The organism is Natronorubrum thiooxidans (assembly GCF_900156475.1).
GTDB lineage: Archaea > Halobacteriota > Halobacteria > Halobacteriales > Natrialbaceae > Natronorubrum > Natronorubrum thiooxidans.
The window spans coordinates 244,049-269,810 of the sequence record NZ_FTNR01000004.1; the positions used below are offsets into that span (position 1 = coordinate 244,049).

The 25,762-nt window shown below is 63.7% G+C and carries 29 protein-coding genes and 1 pseudogene; 5 read left to right on the forward strand and 25 right to left on the reverse strand.

Annotation, left to right across the window (positions count from 1 at the left end; genetic code table 11):
* Positions 1-354 precede the first annotated feature (354 nt).
* Positions 355-1,857 (forward strand): IMP dehydrogenase, encoded by a 1,503-nt coding sequence (guaB, locus tag BW940_RS07920; protein ID WP_076608649.1) that lies wholly within the window; start codon positions 355-357, stop codon positions 1,855-1,857.
* A gap of 88 nt (positions 1,858-1,945) precedes the next feature.
* Here the strand turns inward: guaB and BW940_RS07925 are convergent, their stop codons facing one another.
* The 6 genes from BW940_RS07925 to BW940_RS07950 form a co-directional block, all read right to left on the reverse strand.
* Positions 1,946-3,619, reverse strand: coding sequence for an AMP-binding protein (locus tag BW940_RS07925; protein ID WP_076608650.1), 1,674 nt, complete (start codon positions 3,617-3,619; stop codon positions 1,946-1,948).
* A gap of 88 nt (positions 3,620-3,707) precedes the next feature.
* A complete protein-coding gene (gene cmk, locus BW940_RS07930; RefSeq protein ID WP_076608651.1) occupies positions 3,708-4,319 on the reverse strand; it encodes a (d)CMP kinase in 612 nt (203 codons plus the stop codon).
* 132 nt (positions 4,320-4,451) lie between these two features.
* On the reverse strand, positions 4,452-4,916 hold the full coding sequence (locus tag BW940_RS07935) for a hypothetical protein (protein WP_076608652.1): 465 nt from the start codon (positions 4,914-4,916) through the stop codon (positions 4,452-4,454).
* Positions 4,917-4,933: 17 nt separating this feature from the next.
* The gene (locus BW940_RS07940; RefSeq protein ID WP_076608653.1) at positions 4,934-6,529 is read right to left on the reverse strand and encodes a sodium/proline symporter; all 1,596 of its coding nucleotides are present in this window, start codon (positions 6,527-6,529) and stop codon (positions 4,934-4,936) included.
* On the reverse strand, positions 6,522-7,022 hold the full coding sequence (locus BW940_RS07945; protein WP_076608654.1) for a hypothetical protein: 501 nt from the start codon (positions 7,020-7,022) through the stop codon (positions 6,522-6,524). The genes BW940_RS07940 and BW940_RS07945 overlap by 8 nt, the downstream gene beginning before the upstream one ends.
* A gap of 291 nt (positions 7,023-7,313) precedes the next feature.
* Positions 7,314-7,793, reverse strand: coding sequence for a cupin domain-containing protein (locus BW940_RS07950; protein WP_076608655.1), 480 nt, complete (start codon positions 7,791-7,793; stop codon positions 7,314-7,316).
* Positions 7,794-7,921: 128 nt separating this feature from the next.
* Between BW940_RS07950 and BW940_RS07955 the strand changes: the two genes are divergently transcribed.
* Positions 7,922-8,401, forward strand: coding sequence for a hypothetical protein (locus BW940_RS07955; protein WP_084776741.1), 480 nt, complete (start codon positions 7,922-7,924; stop codon positions 8,399-8,401).
* Positions 8,402-8,548: 147 nt separating this feature from the next.
* Here the strand turns inward: BW940_RS07955 and BW940_RS07960 are convergent, their stop codons facing one another.
* Positions 8,549-10,312 (reverse strand): YcaO-like family protein, encoded by a 1,764-nt coding sequence (locus BW940_RS07960; RefSeq protein WP_076608711.1) that lies wholly within the window; start codon positions 10,310-10,312, stop codon positions 8,549-8,551.
* Between the two features lie 130 nt (positions 10,313-10,442).
* On the opposite strand from BW940_RS07960, the gene BW940_RS07965 reads away from it, so the two are divergent.
* Complete coding sequence (locus BW940_RS07965; RefSeq protein WP_076608656.1) at positions 10,443-10,643, forward strand: hypothetical protein; 201 nt, start codon at positions 10,443-10,445, stop codon at positions 10,641-10,643.
* Between the two features lie 39 nt (positions 10,644-10,682).
* Here BW940_RS07965 and BW940_RS07970 read toward each other — a convergent pair whose 3' ends face one another.
* From BW940_RS07970 to BW940_RS08005, 9 genes are all read right to left on the reverse strand, one after another.
* Positions 10,683-11,120 carry an RNA-binding protein gene (locus BW940_RS07970; RefSeq protein WP_076608657.1) on the reverse strand — a complete coding sequence of 146 codons (438 nt, stop codon included), beginning with the start codon at positions 11,118-11,120 and terminating at the stop codon, positions 10,683-10,685.
* Positions 11,121-11,168: 48 nt separating this feature from the next.
* Entirely contained in the window at positions 11,169-11,372 is a 204-nt protein-coding gene (locus tag BW940_RS07975) for a DUF1918 domain-containing protein (RefSeq protein WP_076608658.1), read from the reverse strand.
* A gap of 73 nt (positions 11,373-11,445) precedes the next feature.
* Complete coding sequence (locus BW940_RS07980) at positions 11,446-11,742, reverse strand: hypothetical protein (RefSeq protein WP_076608659.1); 297 nt, start codon at positions 11,740-11,742, stop codon at positions 11,446-11,448.
* A complete protein-coding gene (locus BW940_RS07985) occupies positions 11,739-12,548 on the reverse strand; it encodes a succinylglutamate desuccinylase/aspartoacylase family protein (RefSeq protein ID WP_076608660.1) in 810 nt (269 codons plus the stop codon). Before BW940_RS07985 ends, BW940_RS07980 begins: the two co-directional genes overlap by 4 nt.
* A 130-nt stretch (positions 12,549-12,678) precedes the next feature.
* On the reverse strand, positions 12,679-12,855 hold the full coding sequence (locus BW940_RS21760) for a hypothetical protein (protein ID WP_173834866.1): 177 nt from the start codon (positions 12,853-12,855) through the stop codon (positions 12,679-12,681).
* A gap of 134 nt (positions 12,856-12,989) precedes the next feature.
* A complete protein-coding gene (locus BW940_RS07990) occupies positions 12,990-13,670 on the reverse strand; it encodes a type 1 glutamine amidotransferase domain-containing protein (RefSeq protein WP_076608661.1) in 681 nt (226 codons plus the stop codon).
* Between the two features lie 145 nt (positions 13,671-13,815).
* On the reverse strand, positions 13,816-14,820 hold the full coding sequence (locus BW940_RS07995) for a DHH family phosphoesterase (RefSeq protein WP_076608662.1): 1,005 nt from the start codon (positions 14,818-14,820) through the stop codon (positions 13,816-13,818).
* A gap of 128 nt (positions 14,821-14,948) precedes the next feature.
* Complete coding sequence (locus tag BW940_RS08000) at positions 14,949-15,164, reverse strand: hypothetical protein (RefSeq protein ID WP_076608663.1); 216 nt, start codon at positions 15,162-15,164, stop codon at positions 14,949-14,951.
* 212 nt (positions 15,165-15,376) lie between these two features.
* Positions 15,377-15,802: a DUF3054 domain-containing protein gene (locus tag BW940_RS08005; protein WP_076608664.1), complete on the reverse strand. Its 426-nt coding sequence runs from the start codon at positions 15,800-15,802 to the stop codon at positions 15,377-15,379.
* 131 nt (positions 15,803-15,933) lie between these two features.
* Here BW940_RS08005 and BW940_RS08010 point away from each other — a divergent pair, with 131 nt between their 5' ends.
* Entirely contained in the window at positions 15,934-16,629 is a 696-nt protein-coding gene (locus tag BW940_RS08010) for a J domain-containing protein (RefSeq protein WP_076608665.1), read from the forward strand.
* Here BW940_RS08010 and BW940_RS08015 read toward each other — a convergent pair whose 3' ends face one another.
* The 9 genes and pseudogenes from BW940_RS08015 to ligA all read right to left on the reverse strand — a co-directional run bounded on the left by BW940_RS08015 (position 16,630) and on the right by ligA (position 24,021).
* The gene (locus tag BW940_RS08015) at positions 16,630-17,253 is read right to left on the reverse strand and encodes a toll/interleukin-1 receptor domain-containing protein (RefSeq protein ID WP_076608666.1); all 624 of its coding nucleotides are present in this window, start codon (positions 17,251-17,253) and stop codon (positions 16,630-16,632) included.
* Positions 17,254-17,296: 43 nt separating this feature from the next.
* Positions 17,297-17,713 (reverse strand): hypothetical protein, encoded by a 417-nt coding sequence (locus BW940_RS08020; protein ID WP_076608667.1) that lies wholly within the window; start codon positions 17,711-17,713, stop codon positions 17,297-17,299.
* Between the two features lie 78 nt (positions 17,714-17,791).
* Positions 17,792-18,436: a triose-phosphate isomerase gene (tpiA, locus tag BW940_RS08025; RefSeq protein WP_076608668.1), complete on the reverse strand. Its 645-nt coding sequence runs from the start codon at positions 18,434-18,436 to the stop codon at positions 17,792-17,794.
* 178 nt (positions 18,437-18,614) lie between these two features.
* On the reverse strand, positions 18,615-19,160 hold the full coding sequence (locus tag BW940_RS08030; RefSeq protein ID WP_076608669.1) for a multiprotein bridging factor aMBF1: 546 nt from the start codon (positions 19,158-19,160) through the stop codon (positions 18,615-18,617).
* Between the two features lie 63 nt (positions 19,161-19,223).
* A complete protein-coding gene (locus tag BW940_RS08035; RefSeq protein WP_076608670.1) occupies positions 19,224-19,835 on the reverse strand; it encodes a CDP-alcohol phosphatidyltransferase family protein in 612 nt (203 codons plus the stop codon).
* A complete protein-coding gene (locus BW940_RS08040) occupies positions 19,832-20,368 on the reverse strand; it encodes an adenylate kinase family protein (protein ID WP_076608671.1) in 537 nt (178 codons plus the stop codon). The genes BW940_RS08035 and BW940_RS08040 overlap by 4 nt, the downstream gene beginning before the upstream one ends.
* Positions 20,365-21,492, reverse strand: a complete 1,128-nt coding sequence (gene hisC / locus BW940_RS08045; RefSeq protein WP_076608672.1) for a histidinol-phosphate transaminase — start codon at positions 21,490-21,492, stop codon at positions 20,365-20,367. The genes BW940_RS08040 and hisC overlap by 4 nt, the downstream gene beginning before the upstream one ends.
* Positions 21,493-21,674: 182 nt before the next feature.
* A pseudogene (locus BW940_RS08050) lies at positions 21,675-22,237 on the reverse strand (OsmC family protein).
* Positions 22,238-22,326: 89 nt separating this feature from the next.
* Complete coding sequence (gene ligA, locus BW940_RS08055; RefSeq protein ID WP_076608673.1) at positions 22,327-24,021, reverse strand: ATP-dependent DNA ligase LigA; 1,695 nt, start codon at positions 24,019-24,021, stop codon at positions 22,327-22,329.
* A 112-nt stretch (positions 24,022-24,133) separates the two neighbouring features.
* On the opposite strand from ligA, the gene BW940_RS08060 reads away from it, so the two are divergent.
* On the forward strand, positions 24,134-25,687 hold the full coding sequence (locus tag BW940_RS08060) for a hypothetical protein (protein ID WP_076608674.1): 1,554 nt from the start codon (positions 24,134-24,136) through the stop codon (positions 25,685-25,687).
* The last annotated feature ends 75 nt before the right edge of the window (positions 25,688-25,762 follow it).

Here is a 25,762-nt window from a genome sequence, read left to right on the forward strand (position 1 = left end):
GCGTACATACCCAGATAATACACCGGAGTGTCAATAAACGTTGTGTGGGAAACCGTTGCACAACTCGTCGTGTTTTCGGCACTGACGCCCATATCTGCGAGTAAATGTACGGGCTTGCGATCGAATACCAGCGTTTTGATCGGCTCCTGGTAGACAATCGTCTTCTTTTGAAACTGTTGATGAGCACTCACGAACCGGGAGAGTGCCACCGAACTCGAGCGGTCGAGACCCAGCTACTGCTGTCGAACGTGTGAGGACGCTGAACACGCCGAATCGGCCGTTGACGGCCGCGTCAACCGTTGACACCCAAATATATCTCGCAACGCTTTTTGCCCACGGGTTCGGACGGTTTACATGGCGAACGACGTTCCCGAAGAGGGACAATATTCTTCGAAACTGGCAGTACCGGAAGCGCTAACGTTCGACGACGTGCTCCTTCGCCCGAAGGAGAGTCGCGTCGAACCGGACGATGCTGATCTCACCTCGCAGGTCTCGAAAAACGTCGAGGTCTCCGTCCCGATCCTTTCGGCGGCGATGGACACCGTCACCGAAAGCGGGATGGCGATCGCGATGGCCCGCCACGGCGGCCTCGGCGTGCTCCACCGCAACATGAACGTCGACGAGATGGTCGAGGAGATCGAACGCGTCAAAAGCGCCGACGAGCTCATTATTCCCCTCGACTCGGTCGTCACCGTCGCCCCCGAGATGAGTGTCCGCGAGGCAGACGAACGGATGGCCCGCAACGGCGTGGGTGGCGCACCGGTCGTCAACACCCGTGGTGAAGTGCTCGGGATCATCTCGAGTACCGACATCCGGCCCCACCTCGAGGTCAACGAAGACGACCCGGTCACTGCGGCGATGACCGACGAAGTCATTACGGCACCCGAGGAGATCGACCCTCGCGATGCGTTCGAACTGATGTACGAGCACAAGATCGAGCGCGTCCCGGTCGTCGACGACGAGAACCTCCTCGTCGGCCTCGTGACGATGCAGGGCATCCTCCAGCGCCGGGAGTACAAAGAAGCCGTCCGCGACGAGGACGGCCGGCTCCGCTGTGGGGTCGCTGTCAGCCCCTTCGAGCAAGACCGCGCGGAGGCCGCCGACGAGGCCGGCGCTGATGTGCTGTTTATCGACACCGCCCACGCGCACAACCTGAACGTCATCGACGGCGCTCGAGAAATCAAAGAATCCGTCGACGCCGACGTCGTGGTCGGCAACGTCGGGACCCGCGAGGCGGCTGCCGATCTAGTCGACTTCGCGGATGGGATCAAGGTCGGTATCGGTCCGGGTTCGATCTGTACGACGCGTGTCGTCTCCGGTGCCGGCATGCCCCAGATCACCGCCGTCACACAGGTCGCGGACGTGGCGAGCGAACACGACGTGCCCGTGATCGCCGACGGCGGCATCCGCTACTCCGGCGATGCGATCAAAGCGGTTGCCGCCGGCGCGGACGCGGTCATGCTCGGTTCCTACTTCGCTGGCACCGACGAGGCCCCCGGCCGCGTCGTCACGATGAACGGCAAGAAGTACAAGCAGTACCGCGGCATGGGAAGCGTCGGCGCGATGAAATCCGGCGACAGCGACCGATATCTCAAGGACGAACCCAACGAGGACGACGAGTACGTCCCGGAGGGTGTCGAGGCCGCAACGCCGTACAAGGGGACACTCAAATCCGAACTCCACCAGCTCGCTGGCGGGATGCAGTCGGGCATGGGCTACGTCGGTGCCGAGACGATCCCGGCGTTCAAAGAGCGATCTGAGTTCGTCCGCATCTCCTCGGCCGGCCAGGCTGAGAGCCACGCCCACGACGTCGTTATCACCGACGAAGCGCCGAACTACTCGCCCGACAACAGCTAAACGATTCATACGGACTGCTGTCGTCACTGACCGCCGATCACCGACCCCGTCTCTGGTGATCGGCGGTAACTCGTTACAGCAGACCGTATCACTCCGTCGTGAGTTCCGTTCGCCGAATCTTCCCCGTGGTCGTCGTTGGCAACTCCTCGCGAAACTCGATCTTGCGCGGGTACTCGTAGGCCGCCAGCCGCTCGCGAACGAACTCGCGAAGCTCGGCTCGTAACTCGTCGGTTGCCGACGCCTCCGGTGCGAGTTCGACGGCTGCTTTGATTATTTCACCACGTCGCTCGTCAGGCACACCCACGACACCGACCTGCGCGACGGCGTCGTGGGTGAGCATCGTTTCCTCGACCTCTCGCGGCGCGACGCGATACCCGCTCGTGATGATAAGGTCGTCGTCTCTCGAGATGTACCAGAGATACCCCTCGTCGTCTCGCTCGGCGAGGTCGCCAGTCAGATGCCAGCGGTCGCCATCCGGCCCGTCTGAGAGCGTTACTGCATCCGTCTTCACCGGGTCGTTCCAGTACGACTCGAAGATCACGGGATCGTCACCGCGGCGAACCGCAATTTCACCGACTTCGCCCGCCTCGACCCGCTCGCCCGTCTCGGGATCGAGCACCGCAACGTCGTGGCCGGGCACTGGTTTCCCCATACTGCCCGGTTTCGCCGGGAACCACTGCCGGCAGTTCGTGACGAGCAGGTTCGCCTCCGTCTGCCCGTAGAGTTCGTTGACGATCACGCCCGCGAGTGCCTCGTCGGCCCACTCGAGGATCTCGTTCGTCAGCGGTTCACCACCGGAGCAGATCGCCTCGAGCGAGAGATCGTAGCGCTCGGTCGGGTCGTCGACGTCCATCAGCATCCGGATCGCGGTCGGCGGAAGAAAGGCGTTCGTCACGTCTTCTGCGGCCATGAGTTCGAACGCGCGCCCGGGATCGAACGGTCCCATGGGATAGCCGACGACCGGCTGCCCGTAGTGCCAAGCGGGAAAGACGAGATCGCCGAGTGCGCCGATCCAGGCCCAGTCGGCAGGCGTCCAGTAGACGCCGTCGCGGACGTCGCGTTCGAAGTAGAGCTGAAACGCCGGACAGTGGCCGAGCCAGACGCCGTGGGTGTGAAGGACGCCTTTGGGCTCGCCGGTGCTGCCGCTCGTATACATGATGATCGCAGGCGTGTCGACGTCGGTGTCTGCCTGCTCGAACGTCGTCTGCTCCCAGTCGACCGCGTCATCGAACGGCTCCATTGCGGTCCTGCCGACTCGCTCGCTATCGAGGGATTCAGCGCTCGCGCCGTCGACCACGAGGACGGCCTCGAGTGCCGGACAGTCGGGTGCGACCTCGCGAATCGTCTCGCGCTGGCTGGCGTCAACGACGGCGACGCGAGCGTCGCTGTCGGTCAGCCGGTATCGGAGCGCGTCGTCGCCGAACAGCACCGACAGCGGCAGCGAAATCGCCCCCAGCTTCCAGCAGGCGAGATGGGTGAGCACGTTCGCCGGCTTTTGTGGGACGACGACAGCGACACGGTCGCCGTGTTCGATACCACGCGCCTCGAGCGCGGTCGCGACGGCGTTCGACCGTGCGTCGAGGTCGCCGAACGTGTACGTCGTCCGCGAGCCGTCGGCGCTCACCTGCACCAGTGCGGGCTGGTCGCCGTCGTGTTTGCCGACTAGATCCACAGCCGCGTTGAAGCCGTCGGGAACGTCCCACGAAAACGACTCGCGAGCCGCCGCGTCCGTCTCGCCGTCGACCGTAACGTAGTACGACATGCCATGGTGTTTGTCGACATATCACAAGAAAGAACCGGCGTCACCGGCCAAGCAGGTCAGCAATAACTCGGGCCGAACGCGCCTTGAGTTATAGATCGACGGTCGGTGTTTCGAACGCCCCCTCGTCGGCTTCGGGATCGTACTCTTCTAAGGCGGCGCGGACGAGTTCGAACACGCCGCGTTTGCTCCAGCGTGCGGTGTTGATGTTGAGGTCGTAGAACTCGCGTTCGTCGATGTCGATCTCGTAGTAGGACTTGTAGCGGCCAGCCTCGCTGACCTCCCGGACGCGCATCTCGGCTTCCGTTTCGCCGCGGTCTTCGATGCGAGCGAGTCGGACGTCCTCTGGGGCATCCAGCCAAATCCGAAGATCGGCGCGCTCGCCGGCGAGCCAGCCGGCCAGCCGCGACTCGAGGATGAACGGCTTGTTCGCCATCCCCCATTCTTCGGCGATCGACTGCAAACGCTGATCGATCGCCCGATCAATCTCGTCGGATTCGTCAGCTTTCGCCGTCAGCTGGTTGAGTGTCATCTCCTGTTCGTCCGCGATCTCGCGGAAGATGTCCCCACCGGAGACGTACGGGCAGCCCATCGCCTCGGCGAGTTGAGTACACAGCGTCGTCGCCCCACAGCCCGGTGGCCCGGAGACGGTGATGAACAGTGTGGTGTCAATTTCGGCCGTCGACGGATTCTCTGTGGACATACAGGAATACTCACCGTTCAGGGTGAAAAGATATCCGGCTGACGACGCACTCGAGTCTCGGTTGCGATCGACACCGCAGGGTCTCGCTGTGAGAGCGGCAGCGAGCGGGAACACGTGTTCCCGAACACACCGTCAGAAAAACGGCCAGCGCCGCGTGTCGAGTTCGATATCGACGTGCTCGAGGCGTGGATCCTCCGCGAGGGAGGCGACGATGTCCCGTTGTGCGTCGGCGTCACTGGTGCTGACTAGCGTCATCTGTCCGTCATAACGGCTGTCGGCATCGTCCCGCCATTCGAGTTCGAGTTTGGCGCGGCGGAATCGTGTGCCCGCAACGAGTCGAATCGATTCGAGGGCCTCGAGCGGGATCTCGAAGTTCTCCTCGGCGAGGGCCTCGAGTTCGTCCAGCTTGCTGTCGTCGACGATCGCCCGGTCGCGTTCGCCCATATCCGCTCGCAACAGCATCGAGCGGTAGGATTCGCCGACGAAACACCAGACGACGCGGTCGTCGGTCACGACCAGCTCCCAGAACTCGATCGAGTTCGGCCGCTGACGGAGCCAGTGCGTGAGTCGGGCGATCGGGGTGTCGGTCTCAGTCATAGCCTCGAGAGACGGTGTCATCGCTCGAGCAGCGCATGTAAGTCAGTCGGCACGCTTCGGTCCGTTGTGACCGTCTGGACGTACAACGAGACGCCGACGAACAGGACGGTGGCGACCAACAGTGCGACCGTGCCGACCGGGAAGACGTCCGGGTATGGGTACCACCACATGATCGATGCCGCCAGCCCGTCGAAGCCGGCGACCTCGAGCGCCATGGGGACGGCGCTAAAGAGGATGTTGATGCCGAGCCCGGCGACCAGTGCGACGATCGCGCCCTCTTTCGTCGCGCCCTTCCAGTTCAGCCCGAAGACGACGACGGGGACGAACGCGGCGGCAAAAAAGCCCCAGCCAATCGTGCCGAGAATGCCGACCAGCGCGTCAGAGTAGTAGACGACACCGGTCGAGAGGATCGTCAACGCGGCCAGCGCACCCTGTGTGACGCGGAGTTCAGTCTGGTCGTCCGTGATCGGGTGGCCGAGCGCTCGCGGGATATCCCGCGAGGCAGCTGCCGCGCCGATGTTGAGGAACGAGTCACTCGTAGACATGATCGCCGCGAGCAGTGCCGCGAGGATGAGCCCGGCGACGACACTCGGCGTGTACTCGAGGACGAAGACGGGGCCGACCTCAGAGGCAGCGAACGTCTCGCCGATCTCGCCGGCTTCAACCATCGACCGCATCGAGAGCCCCGCCGAGAACGCGATCAGACTCGAGATCGCATAGGAAATCGCCGCGATGGGGGCACCCCATTTCAGGATCGTCATGTTCCGACTCATGTAGAACTTGGTGATCAGGTGGGGTTGGCCGGCCGCACCGACGGAGAACAGGATCCACCACGCGATTCCCACGAGGACGGCCGCGCTCGCAGAGCCCATCGCGCCGAACGGAGAGATGAGGTTCGGATCCGCACTCGCCAGGTTCCGCGAGATGGTGCCCATGCCGCCACCAAAGGAGAGGGCGTAGGCGAAGACGAAGCCGGCTCCGATGATCATCGTGATCGCTTGTAGGAAGTCCGTCCAGACGCCGGCGATCATGCCACCGAGCATACTGTACAACAGCAAGATCAACGCGCCACCGAGCAGGCCCCAGATGACGGGGATGCCGAAGATCGCCCGCATGACGAACTGGAGGGCGGCGAGATTCGTCGCGAGGTAGGCGACCACGCCGATCATAACTGCGACCCCGGTCAGGCCACGGACGGTGTCGCTTTCGTAGCGGGCGTACATCGCGTCCGCGAGGGTCAACACGTTCCGGACGTCCGCCATCAGTCGCATCCGCTTTGCGAGGACAATCCACGTAAGCAAGAAGCCAAGCGGCGCAGTGAAGAAGATCCACAGCGCGGTCGTCCCGAACGAGTAGACGAGTTCGGGGCCGCCCACGAACCCAAAGCCCGACTGAATCACCGAGAATGCGGTCAGCGCGAGCACCCACGTGCCGATGTTTTTCCCCGTAATCAGAAAGTCACTCGTCGAGTTCGTTCGCATCCAGCCCCAGACGCCGATCAGCATCACGACGAACAGATACACAACCCCAAACCCGAGAATAACGGGATCGTCAGCGACGGGAATACCGCCTTCCTGCAGCGGGATCGGCTGCACGGCGGGTGCGTTACTCATCGTTCACCTCACCCCCATCGGCCACTTCGGTCGGCCGTGACGGCTGCTCCGGTGCCAGCGGAAACGATGTCTGGCGCTGGTGTTTGCGAGCCGAGTCGATGATGTCGTCGACGATCTCCTCGCCTGCGATTCGATCGAAAATCAACGAGTAGTAGACTGCGGCAGTAAGTGGCAACAGCCAAATAAACCCGAAGTAGATGAGCGTCGGAATCGGGATCCCGAGAGCGTAGGTGTATTCGGTCACACCCGGCTCCCACGTCAACCAGATTCCACCCAGCCCGAGCAACAAAAACGCTGTCAGCCCACCGATCAGCCCGGTGTACGGTTGGAGATCGAAGTCACGCTCACCTCGTTCGATCGTGGCCGAGGCGATCACCGAGAGGATGAACGCAGCGCCGATGAACGAAAACACCCGATACAACCCGAGACTTGCCGTTACCAGCGCGCCAAGCGAGAGCACACTGATAACACCCATAATTCCATTTCGTGTCATTATTATCACTCATGTCATGCGGCTGGTTCCGTCCGCAAAGCGGTCACGACAATGACTCGAGCCCGAACTGTCTCGAGTCCGGGAGCGACCATGCCCTATCGTGAGACCGCTCTCGACCGCCGCGATGCTAGTGAACATGTTAGGGAGCCCTGAGAAGCTGTCCGTTAACATGTCAACAACCACCGTGGATGTCAGCACTCGAATAGGACGAAGTATCAAAAGTAATATAAAAATTGAAGCGGGTGCACAACCGGAACGGCGACGACCGGCCCTCGGACGCGCCGACGACGGTCAGTCCAGAACGAACGAGTTGTCGCAGCCGCCACAGGTGAGTCGGAACGCGCCCTCGTCGGTAAGCGAAAGGCCGTGGCCGACCTCCGCCTCGCAGTTCCGACAGTAGACCAGCGACTCGATTTCGTCCCAGTCGTGTTTCGCCCCGGGCGCGCCGAAGGCGAACCCGACGACTCGCTCGTTGGAGTCGTTATACCCCTGCTGGAACTCCCCCGGCGCGAACCGAATCACGTCGTCTGCTTCGACGGTGACCTCACCCGCTTCAGTGTCGAACGTGGCGACACCCTCCTGAACGTAAAAGACCTCCTCCTGATCGTGGTGTGTATGAAAGCCACCCGAGAACGACTCGCCGGGCTCGAGTTCGAAGTAGTTCATCGCGAAGTCTGTCATGCCAAGCGCCTGTGAAACCGGCCGTCTGACCGAGTGGACCCCCATCGGGTTGGGTTCGACGTCGACGTCGTCGATCGTGACTTTCTCCATATGCAGGTGTTTCTCTATCACGGGATAAAACCACACGATTTAACATCCGCTCGGAAAACCGAGCGCCGAGGACGAGAATGAGCCGGCGAAGGGTAACGCCTACGTTTATCCACCCCTGAGAAGCGACCGTGAACCGCCGTAGGGTACTTCAGGTCATCGGGGTAGCTGCGACCGCTGGGCTTGCAGGCTGTGTCGACGGCGTCAAAGAGCATTTCGGGCTACAGGGGATCATCCCCCTCGAGATCCACAGCGAAGCCGATCGCACGCACAATCTCCACCTCGAGGCCTACGAGCGCGAGGTGGACCGGAAAAGCTACCAACAGAGTATCTCCGTGTCGCCGGGTGAGACGGTCGGTGCACCGAACCTCGACAAAACCGCCCAGAGCCTTCGCGTTGCCAGAATCGCCAACGAGGAACAGTCGGATGTCGAAGCGGTGTCGCTGACAGAGAACACCACGCTGGTGGTGATTACGCTCTACGACGACGGGTTCGAAGTCGATGTACGAGAGAACGAGTCGGCTGCGGCCACCGCGAACGAAACGACAGCAAACGAATCCGACGGAGACGCCGACGCGAATGAATCCGACGACACGGCCGGCGACGAGTAGTCCCGACCGCGGACTGTTTTTTCCGACGATCTGTGCGATGTACCGGCGCGATCGCGAGCAGTCTGTGATCGCGCCGGAACTGACTGACAGCGGTCCATCTCAGGAGGCGACCTGAACGAGCACAGCGACAGTGGTCGTCTGGGTTCCTTACGGGTACGGGTGAAACGCCCGCTCGAGCCGTGGCTCGAACCCGAGGTCGTCCGGCACCTGCCGGACTCGCTGTCCGAAATAGGGCGCGCCCGTAAACAGCGGCTGTGCGCCGGGGACGACGACTCGAACCGCCTCGAAGCCGATCTCCTCGACGTCTCGGGTCGTGAGCCGGGCGGCATACGGCGTCAGGCCGGCGTCGGTCGTCCGGGAGATGAGTGCCTCGAGTGCCGCCCCTCCCGAGGGAACCGGATCCGGGCCGACACTGGCTGCGGGGATCGTCCGATCGACGTCGGTGAACGCTTGCGCAGCGTCGGGGAAGGCTGCGTACTCACCGATCGCCCCCGACGCCTCGGCGGCCTCCTCGGGCCCCAGATTCCGGAGTTCCATCCAGTTTTGCAGGGCCTCCTCGAGCGCCGACCGCGCGGCAGCCGTGGCGTCGAGTCCGGCCGCGGAGCCGACGGCGAACGCCGGCCACTCGTCGTCGCCGGGGTCGACGTCGCTGTCCAGCGTCTCAGGCTCTCGATGGACGGCGACGGCGATTACGGGCACATCGACGTCCTGCGTGACGAGCAGCGGCGTCACCGACAGGCCCTCACTCTGTGCACGGCGCTCGAGGGTCGCGAAGGCGTCGTCATCGACGGCCAGCCCGAGCGGGTCGAACGTCGAGTACCACGCCAGCATCGTCGCATCGCGCTCTATGACCTCGGTCAGCCCCGAAATAAGCGCATCGACGGTCGAGGAGCCGAGTCCGAGCCCGGTTGTGATCGAGGGCACGAGCGCCGCGCCGGGCTGGGGAAACTGGACCGCCGCGGCGGGCAGGTGAACGGACTCGCCGGTCGCGAGCTCCTCGCCGGGAACCCACCGGTACGTCTCGCTCGAGTCGTAGGCGGGCGCGTCGGCGGGCCGAACGAGATCAGTGGGTGAAACAGCGCGCTCTAAGTCGTCCTCGCTGGCGTGGACGAACTCGTCGTTCAGATAGACGCCGGCACAGTAGCGCTCGAGGCCCTCGCCGACGGCTTTCATCAGCGCCGCGTTCCAGTCGTCCGCGACGCCGGCCGCCTGTGTCGGCGCGCTGGCGTCGCTAAAGCCCGACGTGTCCGCCGTCGTCGCCAGATAGTACGGCGCGGGGAACGACTCGATCTCGCCAATCGTCTTGACGATGCCTACGCGGTCGTCGATCGCCGCTTCCGCGTGTTCGACGGCCGCGTCCAGGGCGAGCGAGTCGTCGTCGCGCTCGAGCGTTCGTGTTCGTGGCTCGGATTGGCAGTCACAGCCCGGCACGGGTAAGAATCGCCGTCTGTTGTGGGGGAGTTCGACCGTCTGTCCGATCACCGAGCGGTCCTCACCGGAGAGCACCCGGACACACTCCCGGCCGGCGACCGCGCCGGCGAGTCGAGCGGCGCTGCGATCGGCCTGCGGGCGGTCGCTCGTCGCCCCGTCCTCGAGATTCGATGCGACGCGGTGGCGAAGACAGTCAAAACAGCCCGTCGCCGGGGCAAAGCCCGAGACGGCCGCGTCGACGTCGGCGAGCGGGTAGCCGCCGACGCCGCCAATTTCGACGGCGATCCACGGGGTGTTCCCCGCCCGCGCGGCCTCGTTCGCCCGTGTGAACGTCCCCGAACCAGCGACGTCGCTGACGACGGCGAATCTGGCGTCGGCGAGGTCGTCCGGACTGGCGTCTTCGACGGCGATATCGACGTCTCCGAGCGCGGCGACGACGGCCGCACGAACCGGGTCGTCACCGACGACGTGGATGTCCATACGAACACGGTCACAGGCCGGCGTCAAAAGCGCCGCGCTCACGGATCGGCCCGGGTCGGTGGCGTTCTCGAGCTGGCCGACACCTGCAAGCACCCACCGTTTGTCGACGGACGACATCGAGTCGTCTACGATGACCACCACTCGAGATCGAACGGATCTGTTGAAAGACGCAAGTACCGTCACGACGCTCATCGATGCCGCCGTCGAGTTTGTAAACGGTCGCAAGCGCAGCGCCCTCCTGTTGCTCGGTGCGGCCGCCGCCTCCACTCGCGTCCCGGGGCTCGGCACGGCAGTTTCGGTGGTGCTCCGAGCAGTTCGTCGGCTTCGCTAAGCGAGGTTCACGAACAGCCACCTCGAACGAACCGGCCGATTACTTTTCGTCGCGCAGTCGCTCGAGGACGTCCTCGGCGTTGTCGACGGCCTGGGCCTTCTTCGCCGGGTAGGCTTCGACCTTGCCGCGGAAGGTGATCCCATCACCCAGGCGGACGTCGCCGCCGAAGGCGGCCTGCTTGTCCAGTCGTAAGAAGAGTTCGGTGTTCTCGGTGACCCGCTCGTCGAGTTCGTCGATCACCTGGTCGAACGACTCGAGGTCGGCGAGCCGGGACAGGACGTGACGAACGTCGTCGGCGCTCTCGACGCGGGCCGAGAGAACGAGAATGCGGTCGCCGTAGTGGCCTTCGCTCTCGACGCGTTCGATTTCGAACTCCTCGGGGAGGAAGGTTCGGAGCGCCTCCTCGACGCGTTTCTCGTCCTCGGTGGCATAACAGAACGTGCGTAAATCGACGTAGTGAAGCGGGATCTGTGGCATCTGTGGGGTACGGTCGCGGTTCGAGTGACTGGCGAGCCAGTCGCTCGCTTATTCTTCGTCTTCGTCGTCGTCCACGTCGGCTGCCTCGAGGGCGTCCTCGGGAACGCCGGCTTCCTGTCCGTCCTCGAAGCTGATCGTGTAGGTGACGTCGCCGAACATCGACTCCATCGTCTGCGTGATTGTGCCGGTCTCTCCGTCGAACTCGCTGTGCTCGTCGTGTAGGACGACGTGGTCGTCTTCCTCGAAGCTCATAGCCGATGATTCCCCACCGCCGCGTAAAAAGGGACTGATTCGCGGCAAGGCCGAGCGGACCGATCGTCCGTCGTTACAGGCCGCCATTCGAGGCTGCACGCTGCTCGCGCCACCACTCGTAGCCAGCGCCGATTGCGACAGCAATCGCGTAACAGCCGCCGAGAAAGGGAACCCAGTAGACCCAGAAATCAAAACGCGGCGCGATGGCGTTGCCGATCGCCGTGCCGACAGCGTAAATCACGTAGCCCGGCAGCGCGAGCGGCGAGTACAGCGCCGTCGAGAGCGAGCCCAGTGCGAACGGGACGACGAGGGCCAGATAGGTCGCGACCGTCGCCGGACTCGAGACGGCCCGCCGAAAGACCCCGGTCATCGCTCCACCTCGGGCTCGAGCACATCGTGCAACGAGAGTACGTGTGCAGTCGCCAGTCGCGTCAGGTCGACTCGCGTCTCGCGGTCGAGCAGGAACTCGGTCGTCTCGAAGAGATACGTCGGCACCTCGAGGTCGCGAGCGACTTTTTGGAAGAGCAACGATCCGGAAAGGCTCGTTTCGCGGGCGGTAAAGCGGTGAAAGGGGAGATACCACGGCACGCCGTCATCGGTGAGCGACTCGGCGAGCGTCTCGCCGTGGGCGTCCGGCGAGTGGAGGATCAACTGGCCGACGTACTCCCGGTGGAGTCCGTAAATTCCGAGCGAGCGGTGGAGATCGAGGACGACGTCAGGGTCCTGAGCGACGACGGTGTCCCAGATGCCGCGGGCGAGGTCGGTTTCCGGCTCTCGACCGGCCGGAAAGTGGCGGTTCAGGTCACCGTATTCACCCTCGCGTTCGTCGTTGTCGACGGCCACGCGGTTGGTCTCGGGGACGACGACGAGGGTGCCCGCGTCGGGATACCAGTCGGTAATCTCGTGGGCGACTGTAATGCCGCTTCGCTCGTCGCCGTGGACGCCGCCGAAAACCATCGCCGTGGGGCCATCGCGTGGCGCGTCGATTTCGTACAGCGGCGTTTCGTGTACGGTTCCCGAAAAGAGTCGTTCCGTTCGCCGCCGGGGCTCGCCCGCATCGCCGGGTTCGCGAGCCGCTGCAAACAGTCCCTCGTCAGCCGCCGGCTGACTCACGACGCCAGCCGTCACCGTTCCCGCAAGTGCGCTGCCAGCAGCTAACAGTCTCCGTCGCCTCATCGACTCCGTCAACGGCCGGCCGCCTAAAGCGAGTTGCTATCGGCGAACCGCGTGTCTCCTGCTTGACGGGACGCGATCGAAACGCAGACTGGCGTCTGTTCCGGGTTCGAGACGGACTGTCGACGCACGCTTAGCGCATATTGTCGAGGGCAACGACGGTATCAGACATGAGCCACGCCTCCTCGCTCGAGGCGTCTTCGATGCTGAGGGCGTAAAACGACTCGCGGCCGTCGTCGACGGTGATACGGTAGCTGTGACTCTCCAATGGGTCGGGTTGTGCGGGCGTGTTCGGTTCGGCGGAGACCACAGCAGAACTCAGCAATGGCCGTGTATAACTGGCTCGGTCCCGGGTCCGTGCGGGTCGCGTGCACACGAGTCGTCGCAGAAACCGGCCGCGGCTGGTGAGTCAGTGCAGTCGAGGTGTGTCGCGTCGAGCGCCGGTTAGACGCCCAGTTCCTCGAGCAGCGTCTCGGCGGCCACAGTCGAGGATGCGGGACCACGGCCGGTGATGAGATCGCCGTCGACGGTGACGCTCGTGTCGGACTCGAGGTCGGCGTCCCAGTTCCCGCCGGCCGTTTTGACCTCGTCTTCGACCCAGTAGGGGAGCTTTCGGCCGTTTGGCATGCAGTCGTTCTCGTCGACGATCCCGTCTTCCCACTCGTTGGGGAAGCCGGTCACGTCACGACCGGTGACGATGAACGCACCCTGGCTGTCGCGGGCGAACGCGAGAATGCCGACAGCGTGACAGACGACGAGCGCTTTGCCGTCGTCCCCGGCGACGATATTGCGGAGCAGTCGACGGGCGTCGCTGTCCTGATTGACGTCCCACTCGGTGCCGTGGCCGCCGGGGAAAACGACGGCGTCGTACGCCTCGGCGTCGGCCTGGGCGGTCGGAATCGGATCGTTCAGTCGCTCGTCGGTCTCGTGGACCTCCCGGACGTGTTCGGCGGTCTCCTCGCCGACCTGTTCGGGATCGATCGAGCGCTCGTCGATCTGCGGCGGGTTGCCCGACGGCGTCGCGACCGTAATCTCGACGCCGGCAGCGGACAGCGTCTCGAGCGGCTCGACACACTCTTCTCCCCAGTATCCTTCCTCGCTGACGACAAATAGTGCGGTTGTCACAGGGGTGTTACGCACAGGAGCCCCAAAACGGGCGGCCAACCCCTCGATTCTGCCGCAACCGGTCCGAGTGACACGTTGAGTCGATAATCGGTCGTCGAACAGAAAGTGACCGTTTTCCCGTTGAACGCGACCGATATCGGAGTGACTACCGCTCGTTGTCGAGGTTCAACGCGTCGAAAAACCGATGCGTAAGGCGACCGCCGGCGAACTCGAGCAACACGTCTGCGTCGTCTGCATTGTCGGCGAACAGTCCGAGTCCGATCCGTCCGCCGGCCATATCGTGATGGCCGCCGACCTGCCCGAGTTCATCGAAGCCACTCACCAGCGTTTCGCCGATGTGGATCCGCGGATCGATCGAGCGGGCACTCAGTCGGATCGCATCCTCGACGATGCCGTAGACGAGGACCGTATCGACCCCCTCGAGATTCAACAGATAGTCCGCTGCCTGCGGAAGCGCGTCCGTTTCGGCGGTCTTGCCGACGTTCGACACCAGTGCAGAGCCCCGCCGTTCGCGAGCGGCGATCGCCTTCCCGATCGCATCGAGCGTTCCCGGCGAGAACGCACTGCCGTACAGTTGCTCGAGCGTCTCGAGGTCCGCATCGGAGTAGACTGCGAGTGCTGCTTCGTACTCCCGTCTGGTAGGTTCGCGGACGAAATCGAGTCGCTCGCGGTGGAGCGCAAAGAGCAGTGCCGAAGCGAGCCGCGTCGTCAGTTCGACCTCGAGATCGGTGAGATACTCGACGAAGATGGTGGCTGTCGCGCCGATTCGGACCCGGACGTCCTCGAAGGCGGCCCCGATCGGCTCACCCGGATGGTGGTCGACGATGACGTCAGGAACGACTCGGGTGGGCAGTTCGGTGTTCGCACCCGGCTGTGAGTGGTCAACGAATCCGATGCAGTCGTATGCATCGACGTTGGTGTCTTCGATCGGCTGGAGTGCGATCTCGAGCATATTGACGAACGCGCGGTTTTGTTGGTGGGAGATCTCCCCACCGTAGGTGATCGTCACCTCGTCGACGTCGTGGTCGCTCGCGATTGCCTCCAAGGCCAAGGCGCTAGCGAGACAGTCCGGATCCGGATTGTCGTGACAGACGATCACCAGCGACTCGGTCGTCTCGAGGACGGACGCGAGTTCGGCCGCGCGGGACATGAATCGCCATACGGGAGCGAGACGCTTGAATGCCGTGTCGGAACACACCACGAAAAAGTCGGAAACAGCGTCTCGACTGCCAGTAGCGTCTCGAAACGAGAGAAACACCTGAAGAATCCGGAGACCGGTCAGTCGGCGTTGAGCGGCGGTCGTGCGGATCGAGCCTCGTCGGCGCTGTCGACCGGGCCGTTGACGAACATCGCGTGGCCCATGATCGCAATCGCGATGGCCGAACCGATCGGAATCGCTGCGGTCAACGACACGCCGACAACAGTAAGTGCTGCGGTGATACCGAGCAGTGCGACTGGGATCAGGCCAAGAACAAGGTCGTAGTATCCAGTCATAATCTGATATATGGTATGTGAAATAACTATATAAGTGTTTCTCGTAATTGTCTGATAGTGAACGTAAATTGAGTTAGTATCCATGGAATTGAATTTCCATAACTTATGGATTCCATATAGAGTCGTGACCGGAGAAAGCAGACGGCGTATACTCGAGCAGTTTCGAGTGAAAATCCCCGTTCAACTGAAGAGCGATCGGGGGCTCCGACGGCCTACGACGCGCGATGGAGAACCGCCGTGTAGCCGAGACGCCAGCCAACCAATAGAATGAGTCCGAAGCCGGTTATGACGAGCGGGAACGGCCATGTCGCCGTGTCACCGAACACTGACTGGCGAAGCAGCAAGCCGACGTTCGCCGCTGCGATCCACGTGACCGTCGTCAGCCGCGCGACTCGAGTCACCGACGAGACGACGGCCCGCGTATAGATCCCCGCCAGGGTCGCCATGATGAGCCAGCCGACCACGAAGGGAGCGATCGCCTCGAGCGATGCGATCGGCTGTGTGATCGGATTCACACCGTGGCTGAGTTGGCCAACGATGACGAGACCGGCGAGCAGCACGACGTCTCCGACGCCGAGCACGAGCGACTCCCGATCGACCGATCGGGAACGGTCGTCCGTTCGAACTGCTGAGTCCATAGCTGTCCTTCGAGGCCGGAGCCATATTGCATTCCCGATTCGGCCAGCGGGAACTCGAAGTTCGCGTCGGTCGACAGGTCGGACCCTGTCAGAAGAAGAACTAATAAAGGATGAATACAAAAACGCGAACAATGGCTGTGGCTGATGACCATCACGCAGGCTGTGATGGCTGTGGCCGATCGGTTCCACTCGAGGAACTGACGGTAGTGACGATGCCGGACGGCGAGCACGTCGCCTGCTGTTCCCGCTGTGAACCACACGCCCGCGCGGCCGCACAAAAATACACCTCGCTTGATCAGCGCCGTGGAACCTGTGATGGCTGTACCGGAACCTATCTGGAGGCCGAACTCGAGGACGTCGTGTTGAACGACGGGACGGTCATCTCCTGTTGTCCAACCTGCGTGGCAAACGCGCCAGACACTGACTCGGAGACGACCACCACGGGGTCAAACAGCGACACGAACGGGGCAGCGACGGACGGCGACGGCGAAGACGACGAAACCACAGCCGATGAAACCCTCTGTACGCAGTGTCACGAGTGGGTCAGCGCCGAACTGTTTCGCGTGACGACCATCGATGACCGAACCGAACGACTCTGTCCCACTTGCAAAGACACCGCCGAAGACGACGGGATCATCAAAGACATTGAAATCCGGAAAACGAGAGCCCGCGAGGTTCTCGGCGTCGAACCGGGCGCAACCGACGAGGAGCTTCGAACGGCGTTTCATCAGCAGGTAAAGCGTGCCCACCCTGACCAGCAAAGCGGGAGCAAGTCGGCGTTCCAACTCGTCAGAGACGCCTACGAACGACTCACCGAAGACACGTAGTCACGTGTCACTGTCAGCGCCCCCATCGTCGCGACGGACGTATCCGATCGTGGCCGGATCGAAGGCGTACGTCGATTCACAGCGCTCACACGACGCGGTGAGTACCTTGCCGTGTTTGGATCGCATCCAGAGTTTCGTCTGATCCTGCTTGATCTCGAGTGTCACCGGATGGCCACAGTCGGGGACGGTACAGGGAAACCGAACGTACCAGTTCGGGACCGAAAGCGCTCCGAGTGGCGCGAGTTCGCTCCGGAGCCGACTCAAGAGATTGAAAATCGTCACCGACGGCTCCTGGCGGTCGATTGTCACACCGTCGACGTCCTCGACGAAGCCGCCACGACAGCGTTCATCGTCGTACAGCGGGAGCACGGGGATTCCCTTGGCGACGGCGTAGCCGATCTCCTGGTTGATCCACTGGCTGTCAGCCGACGCTGCCGTCAACACCGCAACCACGACGTCGCTGTTTGCAAGTCGTCCCTCGAGTCGACGTCGCGACCGGCCTGATTCGACCGCTTCGAAGGTGATGTGGACGCCGAACGGGAAGTTCTTCACCGTCGAAAACAGCTCCTGGACGAGTTCGAGGTCACCGGGCGCGTGCGAGACATAGATTTGTTCGCCGGTCATTCGTCTCTTACACCAATGGGTGTGGCAGACAGTATGAATCTACCTACATGTGGACCGCGTCGGTCCGGATCGTCTCGAGCACCCGCTGTGAGAACTCTACGTCATCGATTTCGAGTCCCAGCCCGTCGAACCACGCTCGTTCGACGTGCCAGCGGCCCCGTACTGTGCCGTCCGTGGTCAGCGACGTCGCCTCGAGTCGGCCTGGGGCCCAGTCGCGTTCGCCGGCGACGTCGAGCAGCGTCCGGACCACCGCGCCGACCTCCTGACTATCGACGCCCGACGATTCAGACACGGTTTCGTACTCGAGGGCGAGGCCGGTCCCATCCGGGAGGTCGTCAGCAGATCCGCCTTCGTCGATTGTCCCATCGTCTTCCGAGAGCGGCACACACTCGGTGACGTAGATCCCGTGGCTCATGAGTCGGTTCTCGAGTGCGACATCGATGGGGCGATGGTCGGTCATGGTGACTGGTACCACTCGCGGAGTGAAAAGTTGCCGGGCGACACAGGGTCAACATGGACACCGAAACTGGGCGCGAGCTTACAGTGGTTCGACCAGGTCCTCGAGGGCCGCTGTCGGATCGTCGGCTTTCGCGACGCCGCTTGCGAGCAAGACGCCCTCGGCACCGAGGTCGCCGGCTGCGACTGCGTCCTCGCCCGTACTGATACCGGCACCACAGAGCACCGAGACGTCCGTATCGACGGCCTGGGCTGCCTCGACGGCGTCCTCGACGATATCCGGATCGGCCTGACTGACCGGCGTGCCGGTGCCGATCAGTTCCGGCGGTTCGACGGCGACCGCGTCCGGGCCGAGTGCCGCTGCCGCACCGATCTGGGCCGGGTTGTTGGCACAGACGACGGTCTCGAGGCCGGCGCGCTCGGCGGCCCGAACGGCACCGTCGACGTCGGCGAGTTTCAGTCGCTGCTCGGAGTGGTTGACGAGCGTCCCGACCGCACCCGCCTCGGCGACGGATTCGGCGAGCGTGTGCCCCGTGTTGCTCCCGTAATCGATCGGATCGACGTGTTGGGCCCACGTTTCCGCACCCGTCTCGGCGACCCGCTCGAGGTGGGCGGCCTGCGGGGCGACGGCGACGCGGGCGGCAGTGGATTCGTTGACGTCACGGACGGCTTCCGCGACGGCGACTGGATCACAGGGGTACGTCTTCAGATTGACAAGGACGAACATATCACGACAGCCACTCGCCCGGAAGAAATAGTTTGCGAGTCGACGATACCGACCGACGACGGAGACGACGGCGATACTCAGTCACTCGATCGGGCAGCCGATGTGGCTGGCCGAACAAACGGGCTCGACGGCCCGTTGTGCATCGATAGCGAAGCAAGAGAGACGTTCGTTCAGTGGCTCAATCCTTGCGCTTGACGACGTCGCCGAGCGTGTAACTCCCCGACGAGGAGCCACCCGACCACTCCGAGTCGTCGGCTGAGCCACCCTCGGCGCTCAAAGTGATCTCGAGGAAGTCCTCGAGTTTCGACTGCACCTCGTCGCTCGGCAACGTATCGCCGCGTTCGATCTTCCGAATCAGGCTGGCCTTCTCGTTGAGTTCGTTCGCGAGGTCAGACTGGCTGAGCCCCCTGTTCTCACGGGCGTTGCGAACGCGGTTGTCGTAATCAGTCGCCAGCTCGTCCATGTCGTCGAACATGTCCGAGCGTCGCTGGCTACTCGAGCCGCTCGAGCCCGTACTCCCGGCCGAACCCGAGGTGCTCGATCCACCGCTGGAACTCGAGGACGAACTCGAGGTCGAGTACTTCGTCGAGCCACCGGAGCTCGAGGGCTGTTTGACTTCAGTGCCGAAATCGGTGCAGTTCGAACATACGTCTAACTTCGCACCCTCGACCTTGATAGTCTTCGGAGACGACGTCTCAGCGCCACACATCTCGCACTGGACCATACCCGACACTATATCGCGGCGAGTGATAAACCATGCGGGCGCTGCCGAACAGGGAGACGGCGGTCACTCGAGGGCCGACCAGGAGTAGACGAACCGCTGGAGTGCAGTCAGATGGCCGACGACTGCGAGGAAGACGAGCAGCCAGCCGATCAGCGTGAGGCCGCCGTAGGTTCCCGAGGCCGGATAGGCGAGAAAGCCGACGAGGCCGATGATCGCCAGCCGGTCTGCACGCCCGACCAGCCCGCCGTAGACTCGGTCGAGGCCGACCGCCTGGGCCTGTGTGCCGAGATAGGACGTCATCACGACACCCGTCACCGCGAGGAAGCCGAGGAGGAAGTCCCCGACGCCCGCAGCCAACCCGCCGATGACGACGATGTCCGCGTATCGGTCGAGGACGTGATCGAGCAAGTCTCCGCCCGCAGAGGCGACGTTTTGCTCGCGGGCAAGCGCCCCGTCGATGATATCGAGCCAGCCGTTGAGGAAGACGAGCGTCGCGGCCACAACGTACCAGATCGGGGCCGCTTGTCCACCCAAAAAGAACGCGACGGCGGCCAGAATCGCCATCCCGAACGCCAGTACGCTCACCCCGTCGGGGCTCATCCCGACGCGGTCGAACCCCTTGACGAACGGATCGAGAAACTTCGAGACGTACGGTCGGAACTTATCGAGCGTCATGTCAGATACCCCATGAAGTCTACCTCGCCGGCGCTTGGCTCCCGCTCGCCCGTCACGACCGCCTCGAGGGCGTCCGCAACTGCCTCGGGGTCGCGGTCGGTCGTGTCGATTTCGTAGACCGACTCGAGGCCGTGTTCGTCGACCGCTTCCGAGAGGACGACGTCGAGGGCCTCACTTTCGGCGTTCTCGGCCGCCTTCGCCTCGGTCTCGCCACGCTCGAGCAGGCGCGCCTCGAGCATTTCGGGGGCACACCGGAGGACGGCGACCCGGTCGGCGTCGAAGTGATGGGCGAGATGGGAGTCGACGACGGCGTCGTCTCGACCCTCGAGCCACTCGGCAAGCGCCTCGAGGTCGGCGATCTTGCTCCCTCGGTCGGCGTCGACCTCGGTGTAGAGGCCTTCCGCGTCGAGGACGCTGTTCAGGTGGATGACCTCGAGGTCCGGCAGCGAGTCGTCGTCGGCGAGCCGAGACGCGAGGATATTCGTCGCGGTCGTCTTCCCGGTCCCCGGAGTGCCAGTAACGGTAATTCTCACGTATTGGCCACCTCCGAGTCGGTGTCGCGTGCGAGATCGTCGAGGACGGCGTTGAGCGTCTCGACGGCGCGGCCGGTCTCGTCGTCGGTTCCGCAGGTGATTCGGATACAGCCCGGCAGGCCGAAACTCGAGCAGTCCCGGACGATGACGCCACGCGCTTGCATTTCCTCGGCCACGGCCGTTGCGTCGCCGACGTCGACGAGCACGAAATTCCCCTCGCTCTCCCAGACGTGAGCGTCGATTTCCTCGCGCATGGTCTTTCGGGACTCGAGGGACGTCTCGACGGTTCGCTCGACGTGTTCGTCGTCGCCGATGGCGGCCAGTCCGGCCCGGCAGGCGAGTTCGCTCGCCGCAAACGGCGTGTTCACGCGAGCGTAGGCGTCCGCCCACGCGTCGGGAACGACGGCGTAGCCCAGTCGCACGCCGGCCAGCCCGTAGGCCTTCGAGAACGTCCGCAGGACGGCGATGTCGTCTCTGGCATCGAACCCGTTTCGGCCCTCAGTCAGTGAGAGGGCGCTCTCGCCGTCGGCGAACTCGCCGTAGGCCTCGTCGACGACCACGAGCGTCTCCTCGTCGGTTTCGTCGGCCAGCCGATTGATCTCTTCGAGCGCCATCGTCGACCCAGAGGGATTGTGCGGGCTCGTTACCCAGACGATCCGGTCGCCGTCGTAGCTCTCGAGGACGGTGTCGGCGGTCTGCTCGAAGTCGGCCTCGCGCTCGAGGGCGTACTCCCGGACGTCGCCGTGGTGGAACCGGGCGCTCATCCCGTAGTAGGCAAAGCCGGGGTCGGGGACGAGAATCGTGTCGTCGGGCTCGAGTGCGGCGCGGTGGAGGTAATCGATCGCGCCGTCGCCGCCGTTTGCCAGCCAGACCTGCTCGTCGTCGACGGCCCAGCGCTCGGCGACGGCGGCGGTGAGGTCGGCGTGGGCGGCTTTCGGGTAGGAACTGACACTCGAGGCCGTCTCACGAATGGCCACGGCGGCCGCTGGCGAGGGGCCGTGGGGGTTCTCGTTGGAGGCGAGTTTGACGAACTCCGAGGGATCACGCCCGAGTTCGCGGGCGACTTCCTCGATCCCTCGACCCGCCTCGTAGGCGACGTGGTCGGACAGGTCTCGCGGTTTCATATGAGGATCCAGTTTGTGACGGGTCTTAAGAGTGCTTACATATGGTCAACGTGGCCATCGTCGCCTGTCCGCGCTGCTGTGGTACGTACTGCTCGTAACGAACGACAGCTATGTACTGACCGCTCAACGGAGACAGCAGCTGATTTCGTTACGATGAAAAATATGGTGGCGCGGTCGGTCGTTCACTCACTGATGAGGTGGGTTTCGAGGGGCACGTCAGTGGTGATAACATCCATCAGGGGCGACGTCGCCTCGACGCGGTCGCGCAGTTCCTCGAGTTGTTCCTCGGAAATCGGTGGAGACGTACGTCGTACACCGGATCGTTTCGTAGCCGGGGCGGACGTCCTCGGAAATTCCGAGGAAGCCACGGAGGTCGACGTCGCCCTCTATCTCGAAGCGGAGGTCGTCGAGTTCGATGTCCATGGCTGCGGCGTTCGCCGCGTAGCCGACACTGAGACACGATCCGAGTGCGCCGAGCAGGAGTTCGACGGCGTTCGGCGCCGTTCGCTCTCCCAGAATTTGCTCGGGTTCGTCGCCCTGAAGCGTGAACTCACGGGTGTGGATCTTCTCGCCCGCTTGCTCGAACGCATCGATCGTCGTTGTCGCCTTGAGGGCGTCCTCCCACTCGGTCTCAGCCCGGAATCGGAACCTGCCGACATCGGTGTCGTCGCTAATCGCTTCGACTGCCCGCCTCGAGGGCGGACACGTCGACACCGTTGATTTCGGTCTTTTCAGTAGTTGCCATACGGACTCACCATCTCACGAGCAGCAGCATAATCTAGCTAGATACACTCATACATGCATTCAGGCCACTCCGTTGAACGGAGCGGTCGGCTACGCCCGAAGGCGCTCGAGGCGCTCGAGGCTATCGGCATCCGCGGGATCCTTGTCGTGGCGGACCCCCTGGAATCGCGGGAAGCGAAGCGCATACCCCGAGGAGTACGTCGGCGACGTCTGGATCTCCTCGTAGCCGACCTCCAAGACGATTTCGGGCTCGAGGTCGACGTCTTGCCCGTCCTCGGCGACGATGTAGGGCTCGAGGAGGTCCGTCAGGTCGTCCAATTTTTCGTCGGTGATCCCGGTCGCGACTTTGCCGACAGTCTCGAGGGTGTCACCGTCGCGAACGGACAGTTCGAACGTCCCGAGGAACGTCGCCCGCCGCCCTTCGCCCCACTCGGCCCCTGTGATGAGACAGTCGAGCGTTTCGACGTCGGGCTTGCGCTTGCGCCAGTGTTTGCCCCGCCGGCCCGGCGAGTACGTCGACTCTGGGTCTTTGAGCATGATCCCCTCGTGGCGCGCCTCGAGAGCCTCGGCGTCGATCGATTCGATCCTCTCGGGGTCGTCGGTGCGCCAGCACAGAGAGAGGCCGTCGACGGTCTCGGGGTCCTGCGTCTGGTCGTCGGCGAGCAGGGCCTCGAGTCGGTCGTGGCGCGTCGTCAACGGTTCCTCGAGCAGGTCGTCGCCGTCGGCGTGCAGACAGTCGAAGAAGACGGGCCGGACCTCAATGTCCTCCCGGGCCTTCGCGACGTCGTGTTTGCGCCGGAAGCGTTTGAGGACTTCCTGGAACGGCAGCGGCGCGCCGTCGTCATCGACCGCGACGACCTCGCCGTCCAGAATCGTGGGCTCTGTGAGTGTCGCCTCGGCGAACTCGACGACTTCCGGCAGGGCGTCGGTGACGTCCTCCATGTTCCGCGAGAAGACACGGGTGGTTGCCACGTCTGCGCCGTTTTCGGGATCGTAATGCAACTGGATTCGAGCCCCGTCATATTTCCATTCGACAGCGGCTTCGTCCCACTCCTCGAGCGCGTCGGTCACGGTGCCGGCCTGTGCGAGCATCGCCTGGACGGGCCGGCCGACCTCGAGATCCATCGCGTCCAGTCCCTCGAGACCGTCATCGCGGGCGACTCGAGCGACCTGCCCGTAGTCGTTCGACACCTGCAGCGCGCGTTCGACGCGTTCGCCCGGCACGTCGAAGGCCTCGCTGATGGCATCCCGAACGGCCCCCTCGCCGACGCCGATACGCATCTCCGAGAGCACGAGGCGGGCGAGATATCGGGCTTCCGCGCTTTCACAGCGGTTGAATAGGCCAAAGAGGAGGTCGACTTTCGTGTCGTGACTGCCCGAGCCGTCGGCGGCGGCTAGGTCGGAAAGCGTCTCGAAGACCTCGCGGACGGTCAGCGGGTCGCTCGCGCCGCCCTCGGTGAACGCGCCCAGCCCCTGCTGGCCGCCGAAATCGTAGCCGGCCGCCACTTCGCCGATCTCGCCGATCTCGGCCAGCCGGTCCTCGACGTCGGTGGCGCTGACGTTCGTCCCCGCGGCGCGAGCGATCGCCTCGTAGCAGGTGGTCGGCCCGATATCGAGCGTCCTCGACCGCCAGGCCGGAAACACCCGTCCCTGCACGAACCGGGCGACGATCTCGAGGTCGTCGTTCGCGTTCTCGAGGAGATCCCTGACGTGGGCGACGATCTCGAGATCGGCGGGTTCGGCGTCGATCGCAGCGGCACGGTCGGCGAACGTGGCGAACTCCATCGGCGGTGTGTATCGTCGGCGAGTGTAAAACGGTTCTGAGAGACGGCGCGACGGTTCAAGCCGGCGCTCGGGAGGGACGGATTTAAAGGTAGTCGCGCCCGCAGGGGGAGGTATGCCAGAGGAGGAACTCGCAGCGCGGGTTGCAGACGTGCTGTCGGTGGATGACGAGGTGTTTCGCGAGCGGGCCGAACGGGATGGCGAGGTGATCAAAGACGCCATCGGCGACGGCGTCTTCGACAACCCGCAGGCGATCATCGGCTTCGAGTACGAGTTTTACGCGATCAAAAACGACGACTGTGCGCTGCGGCGAGTGCCACGTCGCCTCCTCGAACTCATCGGGTTCGAGAAGGAACTCGGCCTGCACAACGCGGAGATGACGACCAGTCCACAGCCGCTGAACGCGTACGGACTGCTCGCCCAGGAGTCAGAAGTCAAAGCGCGGCTGCAGACGGCCCTCGACGTCACCCAATCCGAGCGCATGCGACTGGTCAGCGACGCGCTCTGGACGATCCCGCCCGAAGGCGAGGATGCGAGAACCTACCTCACCGACAGCATCGAACGGACGATCACGGACGCAGACGGGAGCGAACGGCCGATCCGCGTTGCGACCAACATGAGTGACTCCGCCCGCTATCACGCGATGGCCAACACCGACCGGGCCGACGTCGCCGGGATGCATATCGACGCCCCACACGTCTCACTCGAGGCCGACACCGTCATGCCCGAGAGCCTCATCACGTCGATCCAGCCCCATTATCAGGTGTCACACGCCCCCGACCTCCCGCAGTATTTCAACTACGCGCTGCGCGTTGCCGGTCCCCTCCTCGCACTTGGTGTGAACTCGCCGTTTTTCCCGGCGGATCTGTACGACGACGACGCGACGGCAGACGACATTCTCGCGGACGGCTGGATGGAACACCGGATCAGCGTCTTCGAAACCATGCTGAACGATCCCGCGACGGGCGGAGGCAAGGTCCGATTCCCCCGCGACCTCGAGACCGTCGAGGAGGCTATCGATCGGATCGCCGCCGATGCCACGATGGTTCCGATGCCGGTCGAGCAAGGCGAGCGCTTCGACGATCAGTTCCCGCACTTCCGGCGCAAACACGGTACCTACTGGCGGTGGGTCCGCCCGGTCTTCGGCGGCCCGACTCGGTCCGCTGCCAACGCCCGCATCGAGTTCCGGCCGATCCCCGCCCAGCCGACCGTCAGAGACTCGATCTCCTTTCTCGCTGCCTTCGCCGGCCTGATGGAGAGTCTGGTTCGTCTCGAGCACCCCGTCGTCGAACTCGACTGGGAACTCGCCCGGGAGAACTTCTATGCGGCGATGCGAGACGGTCTCGCAGCCGACCTAACGTGGATCACCAACGACGGCAAGGAGACGACCGACTGTCTCGAACTGTACGAGGACCTGCTGGCCCACGCCGAAGACGGCCTGACCAACCGCGGCCTCACCGATGAACAGGCCGCAAAGTACCTCTACCCGCTCCGACGGCGAGTTCGCCAGGGGGTCACGCCCGCCTCCTGGAAACACGACCACGTCAGTGAGGCCGTCGCGGACGGCACGTCGCTTCCGGAGGCGATCGAGACGATGCAACGCCAGTACGTGCGTCGGCAAACAGAGACGCTCCTCGAGGGGAGTTTTGCCGACTGGATCGGCGAGTAACCGCGTCTTCGAATCGTTCGGTCAGTAACTGGGTTCGCTCTCGAGCGAGCAAATCCGAAGATACTTGACTGACTG